The sequence below is a fragment of the Pollutimonas subterranea genome, from assembly GCF_002849655.1.
GTDB classification, from domain to species: domain Bacteria; phylum Pseudomonadota; class Gammaproteobacteria; order Burkholderiales; family Burkholderiaceae_B; genus Pollutimonas; species Pollutimonas subterranea.
The window spans coordinates 32307-47432 of sequence record NZ_PDNW01000021.1 but is presented as its reverse complement, the minus strand read 5'-3'; the positions used below and the strand labels follow the sequence as shown (position 1 = coordinate 47432).

Genomic DNA, 15126 nt, shown 5'->3' with positions numbered 1-15126 from the left:
TGATTGAGCGTAAATGGGAGGAAATGTCCATGCTAGCATCTTTTTACGTTGATTCGATCTGCGATACAGCATAGTATTCTGTACTACGGAACATAAAATAGAGCGGGAGTACGGTGCATTCACCGTCCCAATCGGCCCGTTTCTACCAAACGAGGCCACCACTGCCAATAAACAAAGAGGAGACATACATGAACAAATTTGAAACGCTAGTATTCGCAGGGTTAATAGCAAGCATAGCGCCTGTTGCGGCGGTTCAGGCCCAGGACGTCTACCCAAACAAGCCCATCACCATCATCGTGCCCTATGGTCCCGGTGGAACCACGGATGTTGTCGGGCGAGCGCTGGGCGAAAGCCTGGGGCGCCAACTCAAGCAACCGGTTGTTATTGAAAACAAACCGGGAGCAGCTGGCTCCATGGGCGTGATAGAAATGATGAACACCAAGCCGGACGGTTATCGGCTTACCATGGCGCCGGTTGGTATTTTTCGCCAGCCTTATCTGCAAAAGACCCGCTACGATCCTATCCGTGATCTGACCTATATCGCTTCGTTCCTGACTTACGACTTTATGGTTACGGTAGCTGCCGACTCGCCTTTCAAGACCATCAATGACATGGTCAGCTTCGCCAAAAAGAATCCTGGTGGCATCGAATATGGTACGCCTGGCCGCTTTACGGGAAATCAGGTGGTGCTGGCCAAGCTCGGCAAAGACGATGGCATAAAGTTCGTACATGTCCCTTATAAAGGCGATAGCGAAGCCATCGCCTCTTTATTAGGCGGACACACCCAGGTCGCTGTGGTCACCAATAGCGTCCTTCCTTTCATGCAGTCCGGAAAAGTTCGCGTCTTGGCCACCGCGGCTGATGTACGCCCCGAGGCTTTCTCGCACGTCCCCACCATGAAGGAAGCCGGCTTCAATGTTGAAGTGCCTTCGCCATTGGGTCTGGCTGGTCCGAAGGGGATGCCGCAAGATATCGTCGATAAACTAGACAAAGCCGTTAAGACTGCGATGAGCGACCCAGCCTTCAAGAAGGTACTCGAGAACTATGGTGTACGAACCTTCTACATGGACAATCAAACCTACACAAAATTTGCCGAAACCACCTTTAAGGCGGAAAAGGACATTATCCAGAGCCTGGGATTAAACGACTGACGAGATCGTGACTCAACAGCGCGAGAGCACACGAATGGCACCTGCCGGTATTGAAATGCAAAGGGCGCAAGACCGTCACTTTGTGACGGCGCTTGCCCGCGGGCTTGAGGTACTGGCGTGTTTCCGTTCGGGTAACAAGGTATTGAGCAATCAGGAGATCGCTAAAAGCTGTGGCTTGCCCAAGTCGACAGTTTCCCGGCTGACGTCTACCCTTATTCGCCTAGGTTATCTCGCGACCGACGAAAACAGCGGCAAGTATTGCCTGGGTGTCGCTACCTTGGCGCTGGGCGTGGGCATGCTGGCAAAGTTGGATATCGGCCAGGTGGCTAAGCCCTGGATGCAAGAAGTGGCTGATTTTTCTCAAGGCATGGTAACACTGGGGGTGCGTGATCGCTTGTCGATGCTCTATATCGAGAATAGCCGTAGCAGGGCGGCTCTGACCTTAAGCATGGACGTGGGGTCGCGCATACCCATTGCAACGTCCGCTATCGGGCGCGCCTATCTGGCAGAAGCTACGGATCAAGAACGTCTGGAAATCATCGAGCGCGTGCGAGAACTAGACGAGCAGGCCAGCCAGGCGATTGTGCATGGTATTGAACAGTCACTGCTTGATTACCACCGCCTTGGGTGTACCTGCTCGTTTGGCGATTGGAATAAAGACGTCAATGGTATTGCCGTTGGGGTCAGGTTGGGCGGAAACTTTCCTGTGATGGCCATCAATTGTGGTGGCCCGGCTTCTCAGTTATCCAGTGACTTCCTGATCAACGATGTCAGGCCCAGGCTGCTCGATCTCGTGCAAAAGCTGAAAGAATCCACAGGGAGATAGCATCTCCTTGCCTAAAGATCGCCTAACAAACAGTAATTCTACATATTAGAACTACGATTAAATTGAAACTGCACGGAGCCTAAGCTAATGAGTCTTGTACTTTACGACGTGGTGGACGGAATTGCCCGCATCACCCTACAAAATCCACCCGTCAATGGTCTAGGCTTTGCGGTGCGCAAAGGCATAGTCGAAGCGTTGGATCAGGCTCAAGGCGATGCCGCGGTCGCAGCCATCGTCCTCACAGGAAATGAGCGCGCTTTTTCCGGCGGCGCCGATATTACCGAGTTCGGCACGCCCAAATCAGGTTGGCAGCCCACGCTTAGAACCGTCATTGAAGTGCTCGAGCAGGTAAGCAAGCCGGTGGTTGCAGCCATTGATGGCGTGTGCCTGGGGGGTGGCCTGGAGTTGGCTCTGGGGGCCCATTTTCGCGTGGCTGCCGCCCAGGCCAAAGTCGGCCTGCCGGAGGTCAACCTAGGACTCTTGCCGGGCGGTGGCGGAACCCAGCGCTTGCCACGCGTGCTGGGCCTGGAAACGGCGCTGGACATGATTGTCACGGGGTCTATTGTCAAGGCGTCTACGCTGGCCGATACGCCTTTGTTTGACCGTGTGGTCGAGACGTCGGTGGTTGAAGCCGCCACTGAATTCGCAAAAGAACTCGTGCGCCAGAGTACACCTTTGAAACGCATTCGCGACCTGAACGTGACGCAACCTGACGCTCAGGCTTTCCTGCAAGTCGCCCGAAAGAATATTGCCGCAGCCAGCAAGCATCAGCCGGCACCGCGCCTATGCCTGGAAGCGGTTGCCGGCAGCGCGTCTTTGCCTTTCGATCAAGGTCTGGCCAACGAACGTAAATTGTTCTTGCAACTGATGAATTCGCCCGAATCATTGGCGTTGCGGCATGTATTTGCGGCTGAGCGTGCAGCCACCAAAATCCCCGACGTGCCCGCCGATACGCCGCTGCGCGATATTCACAAGGTAGGAGTAATCGGCGCGGGCACCATGGGCGGCGGCATCAGCATGAATTTCCTGAACGCCGGCATTCCAGTCATGTTGCTCGAGGCCGAGCAGGCCGCACTGGACCGTGGCGTTGGCACCATAAGGCGCAACTACGAAAACAGTATGAAGCGTGGCCGCCTGACGCAGGAGCAGCTTGATGAGCGCATGGCTTTGCTAAGCACCACGTTGCGCTACGAAGACCTGGTGGACGTCGATCTGGTGATCGAAGCCGTGTTTGAAGAACTCGGCGTGAAGGAAAAAGTATTCAAGGCGTTGGACGCGGTCGTCAAGCCGGGCGCTATTCTGGCTTCGAATACCTCTACGCTCAATGTGGACGCGATCGCCGCTTTGACCAAACGCCCCGAAGACGTCATCGGTCTGCATTTTTTTAGTCCGGCCAACGTCATGAAGCTGCTGGAAATCGTGCGGGGCGCCAAGACTGCCAAAGACGTGCTGGCTACTTCTATTGCGCTGGCTAAGAAAATTAACAAGAAGCCAGTCGTGTCAGGCGTTTGTGACGGCTTTATCGGTAATCGGATGTTGAACAGCTATCGCGCCGCCTCGGAAGAGCTCTTGCTGGGCGGCGCATCGCCCGAATCCATTGACAAGGCACTGGAAGCTTTTGGTTTCGCCATGGGGCCATATCGGATGGGCGATTTAGCTGGACTGGACATAGGCTGGGCAATACGCAAGCGCCGCCAGACAGAAAATCCGGATGCTGATTTTTCTGCGGTGGCTGACCGGCTCTGCGAGACAGGCCGCTACGGACAAAAAGCGGGAGCGGGTTGGTACCGCTATGAAACGGGCAACCGCACGCCCATCGTGGATCCTGCGGTCGACAAGATTATTGAAGATTATCGTGCCGAAAAAGGCATCACAACCAGAACCTATACCGATCGTGAGATCGTTGAGCGCTGTGTGTATGCCCTAGTCAATGAAGGCGCCAAGATACTCGAAGAAGGCATTGCCTTGCGGGCTTCCGATATTGATGTGGTTTACCTGAGCGGCTACGGCTTTCCTTTGCATCGCGGCGGTCCCATGCATTATGCGCAGCAGATTGGCCTGTTCAATGTCGTGCGATCGATGCGGGGCTTCGCGGCCCAGTCTGATAAGGCTGCGGAATTCTGGCAGCCAGCCCGGTTGCTGCAATGCGCCGAGCCTGGCCAGGCGCTCAAGTAAACCATAGAACAGCACTGCGTTAAGCATAGTGAGGGCAGAATGAAAGAAGCAGTTATTGTCTCAACCGCCAGGACAGGCCTAGCCAGATCATGGCGGGGCGCATTCAACATGACCTACGGTGCCACGTTGGGCGGACATGCCGTCGAGCATGCCGTGGCGCGCGCCGGTATTGACCCGGCCGAGGTCGAAGATGTCATCATGGGTGCGACGAACCTTGAAGGCACGACTGGCGGCAATATTGCCCGGGCCATCGCGTTGCGGGCCGGCCTGCCGGTCACGACAGCCGGCTTGAGCATCAATCGTTTTTGTTCGTCCGGTTTGCAAGCCATTGCATTGGCGGCGCAGCGTGTGATGACCGAGCAAGTTCCGGTGATGGTGGCTGGCGGCGTGGAAAGCATCTCTTGTGTGCAGAACGAAGCCAATATGCACATGCGCCGCGATCCCTGGCTGATCGAGCACAAGCCTGAACTGTACTGGAACATGTTGCAAACCGCCGAAACCGTAGCCAAGCGCTATGGGATTTCCCGAGATGCCCAAGATGAATACGGAGCGCGCAGTCAGCAGCGCGCTGCGGCGGCTCAGGCGGCGGGGCTGTTCAACGATGAAATCGTGCCCATGACCACCAATATGGGCATCGTCGACAAGGCCACGGGGCGAATCAGCACGCGTCAAGTCACCATTGCTGCCGACGAAGGCATACGCGCAGACACTACGCTCGAAGGGGTGTCGAAAATACGACCCGTCTTCCCTGGTGGTGTGATTACCGCCGGCAATGCCAGCCAATTTTCCGATGGCGCTTCAGCTTGCGTCGTCATGGATGCGAAACTGGCGGAGCGCAAAGGCTTGCAGCCATTGGGTATTTTCCGAGGCTTTGCAGTGGCCGGCTGCGAGTCTGATGAAATGGGCATAGGCCCGGTATTTGCCGTGCCTCGCCTGCTCGAAAGAAACGGCTTGAAGATGCATGACATCGGCTTGTGGGAACTGAATGAAGCCTTTGCCTGCCAGGTGCTGTATTGTCGCGACCGGCTGGGCATCCCCGACGAACTCCTCAACGTGAATGGCGGAGCTATCGCCGTAGGCCATCCGTATGGCGTGTCGGGCAGCCGGCTTACCGGCCATGCCCTGATCGAGGGAAAGCGCCGCGGAGCCAAGTATGTGGTGGTAACAATGTGCATAGGCGGCGGCCAAGGCGCGGCTGGCCTGTTCGAAGTCGCTTGAGCCACGCAAAACAGGAAAATGATATGAGCGTGAAGGAACTGTTCAAACTAGACGGCCAGGTGGCCCTGATTACCGGTGGTTCGCGTGGCCTGGGACTGCAAATTGCCGAGGCGCTAGGTGAAATGGGCTGCAAGCTGGCCATTACGGCACGTAAGCCCCAAGAACTGGAAGAGGCCCGCGCCCACTTGGAACAGCGGGGCGTCGAAGTGATTGCCATTGTCAACAATCTGGCTCAGTTCGATACCATACCGGGTATGGTGGATCAGGTTCTGGAGCACTATGGCACTATCGATATTCTGGTGAATAACGCGGGCGCGACCTGGGGCGCTCCGGCCGAAGACTACCCCGATGCCGCGTGGCACAAGCTGATGGACCTGAATATCAATGCACTATTCTATTTGTGCCGCGAAGTCGGCAAGCGCGTGATGATCCCGCGGCAACACGGTAAGATCATAAATATCGCCTCAGCAGCCGGGCTGCGCGGTACGGTGAAGGGCGTTACTACCATAGGCTACAACACCTCCAAGGCGGCTGCAGTCAATTTCACCCGCACCCTGGCCTGCGAATGGGGCCAACACAACATCAACGTCAACGCGATTTGCCCCGGGTTTTTTTCGTCAAAGTTGGCTGACAATCTGATCGAGCAGTTGGGCCAAAGCCTGCTGGACCGTATCCCGTTGGGACGCATAGGGGGCGAAGACGATCTGAAAGGCGTCGCAATATTCCTGGCTTCGGAGGCTTCCCGCCATATTACGGGCCAGGCCATAGTAATTGATGGCGGGGCAAGCGCGTAAATAGCCTCTGGCGATAACCATAGGTGAATTCAACAGTAGGGACAAGAGCAAGTAATGGTAAACAAGTTTGTGGACAATGCGCATGAGGCCGTGGTCGATGTGTTCGACGGTGCGACCGTATTGGTAGGGGGATTCGGGGGGGCCGGGCATCCGACCGAATTGCTCCATGCCTTGATAGATCAGGGGGCGACCGACCTGACCATCGTCAATAACAATGCGGGCAATTTCGAAGTGGGTCTGGCTGCGTTGATCAAGGCCGGACGGGTGCGGAAAATGATTTGTTCTTTCCCCAAGGCAAGCCATTCGCATGTATTCAATCAAATGTATAAAGAAGGCCGGATCGAGCTGGAATGCGTGCCGCAGGGCACTATTGCCGAGCGTCTGCACGCAGCCGGGGCCGGTATCGGCGGATTTTTCACGCGCACCAGCTACGGCACCGATTTAGCTAAGGGTAAAGAAGTGCGCGAAATCGATGGCGAGTTTTATGTGTTTGAGTCCCCCATCCGCGGTGATTTCGCCCTGGTGCTGGCGCAAAAGGGTGATCGCTGGGGGAACCTGGTTTATCGCAAAGCAGCCCGGAACTTCGGTCCGGTCATGTGCATGGCGGCAAAGACGACCATCGTTCAAGTCAAGCAAAAAGTGGAACTGGGCGAGCTGGATCCCGAGAACATTGTTACGCCAGGCATTTTTGTTAACCGCGTGGTCGAAATTCCAAATCCACAAATTTCAAGCTGAGGCAGGCTATGCAGAGACTGACACGCCAACAAATGGCTCAACGCCTAGCCAAGGACATCGCACCGGGCAGCTACGTCAATATCGGCATCGGCATGCCGGAACTAGTAGCAAACTACCTGGATCCTGCTGACGAAATCTTGCTGCACAGCGAAAATGGCATATTGGGTATGGGCCCGTCAGCTCCAGAAAACGAAATTGATCTGGAAATGATCAATGCCGGAAAAAAGCCCGTCACCCTGTTGACAGGCGGTGCTTTTTTCCACCATGTCGACTCGTTCGCCATTATGCGTGGCGGCCATTTGGACCTATGCATAATGGGCGGCATGCAAGTGTCGTCGACGGGTGACCTGGCGAATTGGTCGCTGGGCAGGCCAGGAGAGCCCCCTGCTGTAGGCGGTGCCATGGACTTGGCGGTGGGCGCCAAAAAGGTGTTTATCCTGATGGAGCACAATGCCAAAGACGGCACACCTAAGATCGTCGAGAAATGTACATTGCCGGTTACAGGGTTGGGTGTTGTGTCTCGCGTTTACACCGACTTAGCCGTTATCGAGTCAGCGCCCCAGGGGATGCAAGTTATAGAAAAATTAGTCGATATCTCTGATGAGGAACTCCAGTCCCTGACAGGAGCGGTCCTACATTTTCCTGTTGCGCAATAGTTGCGGTTTCCTGTGCCGCTACGGCATTCTTAGCTCACGCCGCAGAATCTTGCCCACGTTGGTGCGTGGAAAATCGTCCCGGAACTCGACTGATTTGGGCGCCTTGTAGCCGGTGAGCATGCTGCGACAGTGCTTGATAAGCGCTTCTTCAGTAAGCGTATTGTTCTTGCGGATGACAAACAGCTTTACGACCTCGCCGGAATGTTCGTCGGGTACGCCAATGGCTGCCGCCTCCCGGACATCCGGATGCTGCATGGCAACCGCTTCGACCTCATTGGGGTAGACATTGAATCCCGATACCAGGATCATGTCTTTCTTGCGATCCAGGATAAAGACGTAGCCTTCGGGATTGACATAGCCGATATCGCCGGTGCGCAGGAATCCGTCTGGTTCGAACGCTTTTTCGGTCTCGTCCGGGCGGTTCCAGTATCCGGGCGTCACTTGGGGCCCCCGCACACAGATTTCCCCGCTTTCACCCTGGGCTTGCTCCTTTCCCTGGTCGTCCCGTATGGAGATTTCGGTGGATGGCACCGGTAGACCTATCGATCCGTTGAACGTCACCTTGTCCAGGGGATTGATCGTAACGGCAGGCGAGGTCTCGGTAAGGCCATAGGCCTGGGCCAAAGGCTTGCCGGTGGTCTTTAACCAGCGCTGCGCGATGACTTCCTGCACCGCCATCCCGCCACCCAGCGTAAGCTGCAACGACGAAAAATCAAGCTTGGCAAATTCAGGATTGTTAAGCAGGGCATTGAACAGAGTATTCACGCCGGTGATGGCGGTGAACTTGACCTTGCCCATGTTCTTGATCAGGTCGGGAATGTCGCGCGCGTTAATGACGAGCAGGTTTTCCGCGCCCAGTTTCATGAAGGTCAGGCAATTGGCTGTCAGCGCAAAGATATGGTAGAGAGGCAAGGCTGTAATGATGCATTCCTTGCCTTCGCTTGTATAAGGCTTGACCCAGGCATGGGCCTGGCATACGTTGGAAACCAGGTTGCCGTGTGTAAGCATGGCGCCTTTTGCCACTCCAGTCGTGCCGCCTGTGTACTGCAGGCATGCCAGGTCGCCATGGCCGAGCGTCACGGGTTTATATGACGCTTCCTTGCCGGCCTTGAGTGCCTGCTTCAGGCTTATCGTACCGGGCAGCTTCCACGGGGGAACCAACTTCTTCACGTGCCGGACAACCAGGTTGGTAATTGCGCCTTTGACTGTACCCAGCATCTCGCCTATCGAGGTAACGACAATATTCTTGATTGCGGTGTCGGGCAGCGCTTTCTCCAGGGTGGCGGCAAAGTTCTCGGCGATGATGATTGTTGCAGCACCCGAGTCGGATAACTGATGCGTCAGTTCGGCGGCGGTATAGAGCGGGTTGGTATTGACGACCACGGCGCCGGCACGTAGAGCCCCGAACAGGCAGATCGGGTACTGCAGCACGTTGGGCAGCATCAATGCCACGCGATCGCCTTTTTGCACACCGATGGCCTGAAGCCATGCCGCGAAATGGCGTGAATGGGTGTCCAGTTCGGCATAGCTCAGCGTCGTGCCCATGCTGTTGTAAGCGGTGTTTTCCGAGAACCGCGTACAGCTTTCCTCGAACATGGCCACGAGCGAACCATAGGCGTTCGCCTGGTCGGTGATGTCGGCCGGTATGCCCGGCGGGTAATGATCAAGCCAGATGCGTTCCATGATGTCTCCCCGATATACGTGTCGATAGCATAACCGACTGCCTCTCCAACGCCTCACGAGAACAGTAGTTTGATTCGTCGGCGCCACCTCAAAGTATCTGGCATAGGATGTGCTGCTTTCTCCGTGCGCCGACATTCAGTATCCGGCGTCGAAGTATCTTCGACAGGGAGGGTATGGATAACATGACACTAGACGCTCGAATGCGAAATATTGTCGTCATGGGCGCGTCGGCGGGTGGAGTCGAGGCGCTTACGGTGTTGTTTCGCCATTTGCCCCCCGACCTGCCGGCGGCCATACTTGTAGTACTTCATATCCCAGCCCATACGCCCAGCCAGCTTCATCGTATCCTGGCTAGGCTGACACCGATGCCGGTGGTTGTAGCCGAAGATGGCCAGGCACTTGAGGCTGGAACGATATACGTGGCGTCTGCCGATCGTCACCTGATGCTCGATGAGTACGGTATCCGGATTACCCGCGGACCCAAGGAGTGCCGGGTAAGGCCCGCGATCGATGTCCTGTTCCGTTCGGCGGCAATTGTCTACGGTCCTCGTGTTACTGGAGCGCGGTTGAGCGGCGCCCTTGACGATGGTACGGCAGGACTGTGGGCGATCAAGGACCACGGCGGACGCGCGCTGGTCCAGGAGCCCGCGCAGGCAATGTACGCTTCCATGCCTGAGAGCGCCATCAGGCATGTCGACGTGGATTTTGTCGGCCCTCTTGAGACGCTGGCGCAGCAGATTGCCGCCATGGTGAAAATTCCGATCGAAAGTCCCGTCAAGGTATCCGTCGAAAAACGGCATATTATCGAAAACCAAATCGCCACGGCAGGCAACGGCATTCGGGCAGGCGTGATGGATCTCGGGAAAGTGTCGAGATATACCTGTCCCGACTGCCATGGTGTCCTGGTCCAGATCGAGGAAGGATCGGTCATCAGGTTTCGATGCCACACCGGCCATGCGTTCTCGCTCAAAACGCTTATCGCCGAGGTTAATGCCGCGATCGACTCCGGCCTGTGGGACACGTTGAGGGCCCTTGAAGAGCGCATGATGCTGCTGCGGCAAATGGCTGATATTTCAGAGAAAGCCGGCGTACCGCAAGGAGCGGAGCGATGTCGCCGTTTGGCTGACGATGCGGAAAACAGATTAAAGCCATTGCGTGAACTGGTGCTTGACGCCGACTTTTTTGGCCATGATCCCGAGACGTGAGCCTGTTCGTCGCCTATATGCCCGCTGTCTGGCGTACCGGTAGACCATGGTCGACCCGACCATGGTGTTCCCGACTCTCATTACGCAATCAGAAGCGATGCGACACTTGCACCCCGATCAGGTTGGCGTTGGATTTATAGTTGCCTCGTACGGTTCCTTTGGTCGCATCGGTATCGTTGTTGATCGACGTGCTCTTCAGAAACAAATGGGTATAGCCCACGTCGACGGTAGTACGGTCATTGAAGTTATATTGCGCGCCCACCGAGACCCAGTAGCGGTTATTGTCGGGCAGTGATGTGGGACGATAGGTGTCCGAATCGATAGGGGATTGATCCCAGGCGACGCCGCCCTTGAGTGTCCATTGCTGATCCAGCTTGTAGTTGACGCCCAGGGCGATGCGCCATGTATCGCGGAAGCGAAGGTCCAGGCTGTCTTGGCCCAGTGCGCCGTTATCAATGTCCAGGGATTGGATGCTGCTCCACCCTGTCCAGGAAACGTCGGCAAGGAGCTGCCACTGGCTGTTGAGGTCATGTACCACGCTGAGAATTGCCGAATCTGGAAGTTCTACCGAGGTGGCCGCGTTTACGCTGCGGGCAGGTATCGGCGCCGGCACATTGTGATTGCTCAGCTTGGTTGTACCGTCCGGGTCAATCTTAACCTTGGATCGATAAGACAGCCCGATTCGGGTTTCAGGTGTGACTTGGTACTGCGCGCCCAGGTTCCAACCCCAGCCGTCGCCCTTGAGCTTCACCGTGGCATCGAGGTCGCCCATGTATCCGACCGGACCGATTGCAGGGACGGCCCGGCTGAATTCCGCATCCAGGTGCATCCAGTTGACGCCGGCTCCCAGCGAAAGACGGTCGTTGACCTTGTAAGCGATCGAGGGGTTCACATTGATGGTCTTAATGTCAAACTTCTTGGAGTGATACCGGCCTGTCCAATTGTCGTCGTCGTACTCGGTCATCAGGCCGAACGGCGCCCCAATGCCCAGGCCAAGGTACCAGCGAGGAGTCAGTTCCCACGAGATGTAGGCGTTAGGCACGGCGGCCCATGAACCCGCATCGCCGCCGTTTGAGCCGGTCGCGCCGGGTACCCTGCTGCCGTCGTTCTCGAACTTGAACGATGGGCGGATTGCGGTGATCCCGGCCGATACATTTACACCTGGCAAGCGCGTCATCCCCGCAGGATTGTAGTAAATGGTGCTGGCGTTTTCCGCTATGGCTCCGGAGCCTGCATAGGCGTTGCCCAGGCCACTGGCGTTTTGCTCCATTATCTGGAACCCCGCTGCATGGACGTTTGCAGCGCCAAGCCCGGCTACGACTGCCGAAATAATACGTATCGACGATAGTACTTTTTTCATGTCCCACCTCCAGTTAAATCACATTTTGCCAACTGTGTTTTTACATTTGCGATGCGCGACCGGATTCCGCGTTCCGGTTCTATGTTTGTTTCTTATGCCTGTAATGCAGCGGCCCTCCCGTAAACGGGGCAAACCCGGTGCCAAAAATTACGCCGGCGTCGGCCAGATCGGCATCCGCCACGACACCGTCGTTCACCTGTTCCTGCGTTTTTTCGATCAAGGGCGTAATAAGTCTTTGCGCCAGGCCAGCCGGAATGGATCCGCTTTCTTGTTTTACGGGCTTACCGTCCTTCCATTGATAGAATCCCTGACCCGTCTTGCGCCCCAGTTCCTGGCGCGCCAAGCGTGCTTCCAGGCAGGCTGGTGTGCTGGCCTGGCCTGACAGCTGTTGGCCGGCGTCCCGGGCAATATCCAGGCCCACGGTATCGATGAGTTCTATCGGGCCCATCGGCATGCCGAAAGCCACCATCGCAGCGTCGACAGTTTCAGGCCGGATGCCTTCATCGACGCAACGCATGGCTTCAAGCATGTAGGGCGCCAGCACCGCATTGACCAGGAAACCCGGCGTGCTTTGCACCGGCAATGGCAGCTTGTCGATCTGGCCGATAAAGGCGTGTGCGGCAGCCTTGACGTCGGAATCGGTTTCCGGCGTTTCGACCACCTCGACCAGTGGCATCTTCGCCACGGGATTGAAGAAATGTATGCCGACCAGCCGTTGTGGTGCCTGCAGGCCGCTGCGCAATTCTTCTATCGAGATGCTGGAGGTATTGGTAGCCAGGATGGCGCCGTGTTTCATCAGCGGTTCAATTTGCGCATAGAGGGCGCGCTTGATCCCGGCGTTCTCGGTAATGGCTTCAATGACCACGTCGGCATGCCGCAGCCCTTTGCCGTCCATGTCGGGTATGAGCCGGTCCGCGGCAGCGCGCGCTTCACGCGTGTCTTTCTTCTTCTTTGCAAACAAGGCGTGGGCGCGTCCTTGCGCCACCGCGACCCGGCCACGGTCCTGATCCTGAAGGGTGACCGTCAGGCCTTTCAGTGCGCACCAGGCGGCAATATCGCCGCCCATGACGCCTGCGCCGATCACGTGTACATGTCGTACCGACGGGCCATTGCGTCCTTTCTTGCCCAGGCTCTTCAACCGCTCTTGAAGACGGAAGACCCGCAACAGGTTCCGGGCGGTGTCCGAGCGTATCAGCCGATCGACCAGTTCGGGCGCCTTGAGTGCGTTGCCGTCATGCTTGGCCCATATCTCGAGTATGGCCCTGGGCGCGAGATAATGGCGGTGAGGATCGCGGGCGTCCACTTTCCTGGCAGTTTGCCTGGCGACCAGGGGCCGTAACGGCCGCATGTTAAGCCATGCACCCAAACCGCGCGCCTTGCGGCGGGGTTTACCGCTGACTACCAGGCTGGCAGCGGCTTGATTCATGAGGCGGGGGGCCACAATGCCATCGGCCAAGCCTGTTTTGGCAGCCTTGCGCGCATCTTGCGGCCGTCCGCTCAACATCATGTCGAGCGCAAGCGGCGCGCCTATGGTTTGCGGGAGCCGGCGTATGCCGCCCCAGCCGGGAAAGATGCCCAGCATGACTTCCGGCAGGGACAAGGATGTGCTTGACTGGTCTACGACCAGGCGGTATCGGCAGGCCAGAGCCAGCTCCAGCCCCCCTCCCAGGCAGTGGCCTCGTATCAGCGCAAGGGTAGGGTACCCAACGGCAGCCAGGCGGTTGAACAATAGCCAGCCACGCGAGACCAGCTCAGTGCCCTTTTGAGCCGTATCCAGTCCGTCGAATTCGGCAATATCGGCCCCGGCGATAAAGCCGGCTTCTTTGGTCGAGTGAATGATCAGGCCGGCCGGCGGCTTGTGCTCGAAATGGTTCAGTGCCCGGCTGAACTCATCCATGACCTCCGCTGACAAACGGTTCACCGGGCTGTCGGCACAATCAATGGCCAGCCACACCAAGTTATTGCCATCGACCTTGCAACTGAAATGGCGCAGGCCTAATGTGTCAAAATCGCTTGTCATGTTGCCACCTTTGCGTCGCAGGTCTCTATCAGCATGGCGCCGCCCTGGCCGCCTCCGATGCAAATGGTGGCGATGCCGCGTTTCAGGTTCCGGGCGCGCAGCGCATTAAGCAGATGCAGCACGATACGCGCGCCCGACGCGCCCACCGGATGGCCCAGGGCAATGGCACCGCCGTCCACATTCAGGCGATCAAGGTCCAGCAAGCCCAGGGCGCTGCGGCCCAGGTTTTCCTGGCACCAGCTTTCGTCGTTCCAGGCAGCGACGCAGCCCAGCACCTGGGCGGCAAAGGCTTCGTTCATTTCCCAGAGGTCAAGGTCATTGAGCCCCAGCTGGTTGCGTTCGAGGATGGGCGTGGAAGCGTGGACCGGTCCCAGGCCCATGGTGGCCGGATCCAGGCTTGCCCATTGCGCATCACTGATGCGGCCCACAGGCTCGAGTTGGTAGCGGTCGACGGCTTCTTGCGACGCCAGAAGCAGCAGGGACGCCCCATCCGTTACCTGCGAGCTATTACCGGCCGTTACGTTGCCCCAGGGTTTGTCGAATACAGGCTTGAGCTTAGCCAACTTGGCAGGCGCCGAATCTTCGCGAATACCATCGTCTTCAGCATACAGCTGCCCTTTCTGATCCACCACTGGGACGATTTCATCGAATGCGCCGGCGCGCTGTGCCGCCAAGGCGCGTTGATGACTCTGCGCGGCATAGTTGTCCATCTGCTGGCGGGTCAAGCCAAAGCGTTGTGCGATATTCTCGGCGGTTTGGCCCATGGACAGGCCGATGACCGGATCCGTCAGGCCCTTGAGCAGGCCGATGACGGGCGCCAGAAACCTTGGGCGCAGCGTTTTCAAGGTGGCCAGCCTGGCACCGATGCTGCGGCTTTTACCCCAGGCGGCAAGCCACTGGACCATTTCATCGGTAAATAATAGGGGAGCCCGCGATAACGCATCGACCCCGCCGGCCAGAACGAGTTGGGAACGACCGGTCTGGATGGACATCACCCCGGAATCCAGTGCCTGCATGCCCGAGGCGCAGTTGCGCATGACGGTCCATCCGGGCACCTTGTATCCGCAACCCATCCTCAAGGCAATGACCCGGCCGATATTGGTTTCGTCGGGCGAAGGGGCGGCACAGCCGATAATCACTTCGTCCAGATCGGTGGGGTTGAACGGCTGCCTGAGCAATAACTCGCGCCCCGCCTGGACGGCGAGGTCGGATGCGGAAAATGGTCCCGGCGCATTTCGTGCCTTCAGAAAAGGACTGCGGGCGCCGTCTACGATGTATACCGGTACAAAAGCCATTGCTAGTG

General features: G+C 57.3%; 12 protein-coding genes. 8 read left to right on the top strand and 4 right to left on the bottom strand.

All coding sequences use genetic code 11. The features are described from left to right. Window positions 1-188: 188 nt before the first annotated feature. The 7 genes from CR159_RS18550 to CR159_RS18520 all read left to right on the top strand — a co-directional run bounded on the left by CR159_RS18550 (window position 189) and on the right by CR159_RS18520 (window position 7555). Window positions 189-1151, top strand: a complete 963-nt coding sequence (locus CR159_RS18550; protein WP_102075446.1) for a tripartite tricarboxylate transporter substrate binding protein — start codon at window positions 189-191, stop codon at window positions 1149-1151. A 34-nt stretch (window positions 1152-1185) separates the two neighbouring features. After that, a complete protein-coding gene (locus CR159_RS18545; protein WP_102075445.1) occupies window positions 1186-1977 on the top strand; it encodes an IclR family transcriptional regulator in 792 nt (263 codons plus the stop codon). An 87-nt stretch (window positions 1978-2064) separates the two neighbouring features. Continuing rightward, window positions 2065-4152, top strand: coding sequence for a 3-hydroxyacyl-CoA dehydrogenase NAD-binding domain-containing protein (locus CR159_RS18540; protein WP_102075444.1), 2088 nt, complete (start codon window positions 2065-2067; stop codon window positions 4150-4152). Window positions 4153-4191: 39 nt separating this feature from the next. Beyond that, entirely contained in the window at window positions 4192-5370 is a 1179-nt protein-coding gene (locus CR159_RS18535; RefSeq protein WP_102075443.1) for an acetyl-CoA C-acyltransferase, read from the top strand. 23 nt (window positions 5371-5393) lie between these two features. Next, window positions 5394-6164: an SDR family oxidoreductase gene (locus CR159_RS18530; protein ID WP_102075442.1), complete on the top strand. Its 771-nt coding sequence runs from the start codon at window positions 5394-5396 to the stop codon at window positions 6162-6164. A 54-nt stretch (window positions 6165-6218) separates the two neighbouring features. Beyond that, complete coding sequence (locus CR159_RS18525; RefSeq protein ID WP_102075441.1) at window positions 6219-6899, top strand: 3-oxoacid CoA-transferase subunit A; 681 nt, start codon at window positions 6219-6221, stop codon at window positions 6897-6899. 8 nt (window positions 6900-6907) lie between these two features. Beyond that, window positions 6908-7555: a 3-oxoacid CoA-transferase subunit B gene (locus CR159_RS18520; protein WP_102075440.1), complete on the top strand. Its 648-nt coding sequence runs from the start codon at window positions 6908-6910 to the stop codon at window positions 7553-7555. Window positions 7556-7573: 18 nt separating this feature from the next. Here CR159_RS18520 and CR159_RS18515 read toward each other — a convergent pair whose 3' ends face one another. Next, window positions 7574-9238 (bottom strand): AMP-binding protein, encoded by a 1665-nt coding sequence (locus CR159_RS18515; protein ID WP_102075439.1) that lies wholly within the window; start codon window positions 9236-9238, stop codon window positions 7574-7576. Window positions 9239-9420: 182 nt separating this feature from the next. Here CR159_RS18515 and CR159_RS18510 point away from each other — a divergent pair, with 182 nt between their 5' ends. Then, on the top strand, window positions 9421-10443 hold the full coding sequence (locus CR159_RS18510; RefSeq protein ID WP_233208398.1) for a chemotaxis protein CheB: 1023 nt from the start codon (window positions 9421-9423) through the stop codon (window positions 10441-10443). Between the two features lie 88 nt (window positions 10444-10531). Here CR159_RS18510 and CR159_RS18505 read toward each other — a convergent pair whose 3' ends face one another. The 3 genes from CR159_RS18505 to CR159_RS18495 form a co-directional block, all read right to left on the bottom strand. Continuing rightward, on the bottom strand, window positions 10532-11803 hold the full coding sequence (locus CR159_RS18505) for an OmpP1/FadL family transporter (protein WP_102075437.1): 1272 nt from the start codon (window positions 11801-11803) through the stop codon (window positions 10532-10534). Window positions 11804-11882: 79 nt separating this feature from the next. Further along, window positions 11883-13823: a 3-hydroxyacyl-CoA dehydrogenase NAD-binding domain-containing protein gene (locus tag CR159_RS18500; RefSeq protein ID WP_102075436.1), complete on the bottom strand. Its 1941-nt coding sequence runs from the start codon at window positions 13821-13823 to the stop codon at window positions 11883-11885. After that, the gene (locus CR159_RS18495; RefSeq protein ID WP_102075435.1) at window positions 13820-15118 is read right to left on the bottom strand and encodes an acetyl-CoA C-acetyltransferase; all 1299 of its coding nucleotides are present in this window, start codon (window positions 15116-15118) and stop codon (window positions 13820-13822) included. The genes CR159_RS18500 and CR159_RS18495 overlap by 4 nt, the downstream gene beginning before the upstream one ends. Between the last annotated feature and the right edge of the window lie 8 nt (window positions 15119-15126).

Coding starts and splice junctions, on each gene's coding strand:
- CR159_RS18550 (WP_102075446.1), top strand. CDS start 189: ATGAACAAATTTGAAACGCTAGTATTCGCAGGGTTAATAGCAAGCATA.
- CR159_RS18545 (WP_102075445.1), top strand. CDS start 1,186: ATGGCACCTGCCGGTATTGAAATGCAAAGGGCGCAAGACCGTCACTTT.
- CR159_RS18540 (WP_102075444.1), top strand. CDS start 2,065: ATGAGTCTTGTACTTTACGACGTGGTGGACGGAATTGCCCGCATCACC.
- CR159_RS18535 (WP_102075443.1), top strand. CDS start 4,192: ATGAAAGAAGCAGTTATTGTCTCAACCGCCAGGACAGGCCTAGCCAGA.
- CR159_RS18530 (WP_102075442.1), top strand. CDS start 5,394: ATGAGCGTGAAGGAACTGTTCAAACTAGACGGCCAGGTGGCCCTGATT.
- CR159_RS18525 (WP_102075441.1), top strand. CDS start 6,219: ATGGTAAACAAGTTTGTGGACAATGCGCATGAGGCCGTGGTCGATGTG.
- CR159_RS18520 (WP_102075440.1), top strand. CDS start 6,908: ATGCAGAGACTGACACGCCAACAAATGGCTCAACGCCTAGCCAAGGAC.
- CR159_RS18515 (WP_102075439.1), bottom strand. CDS start 9,238: ATGGAACGCATCTGGCTTGATCATTACCCGCCGGGCATACCGGCCGAC.
- CR159_RS18510 (WP_233208398.1), top strand. CDS start 9,421: ATGACACTAGACGCTCGAATGCGAAATATTGTCGTCATGGGCGCGTCG.
- CR159_RS18505 (WP_102075437.1), bottom strand. CDS start 11,803: ATGAAAAAAGTACTATCGTCGATACGTATTATTTCGGCAGTCGTAGCC.
- CR159_RS18500 (WP_102075436.1), bottom strand. CDS start 13,823: ATGACAAGCGATTTTGACACATTAGGCCTGCGCCATTTCAGTTGCAAG.
- CR159_RS18495 (WP_102075435.1), bottom strand. CDS start 15,118: ATGGCTTTTGTACCGGTATACATCGTAGACGGCGCCCGCAGTCCTTTT.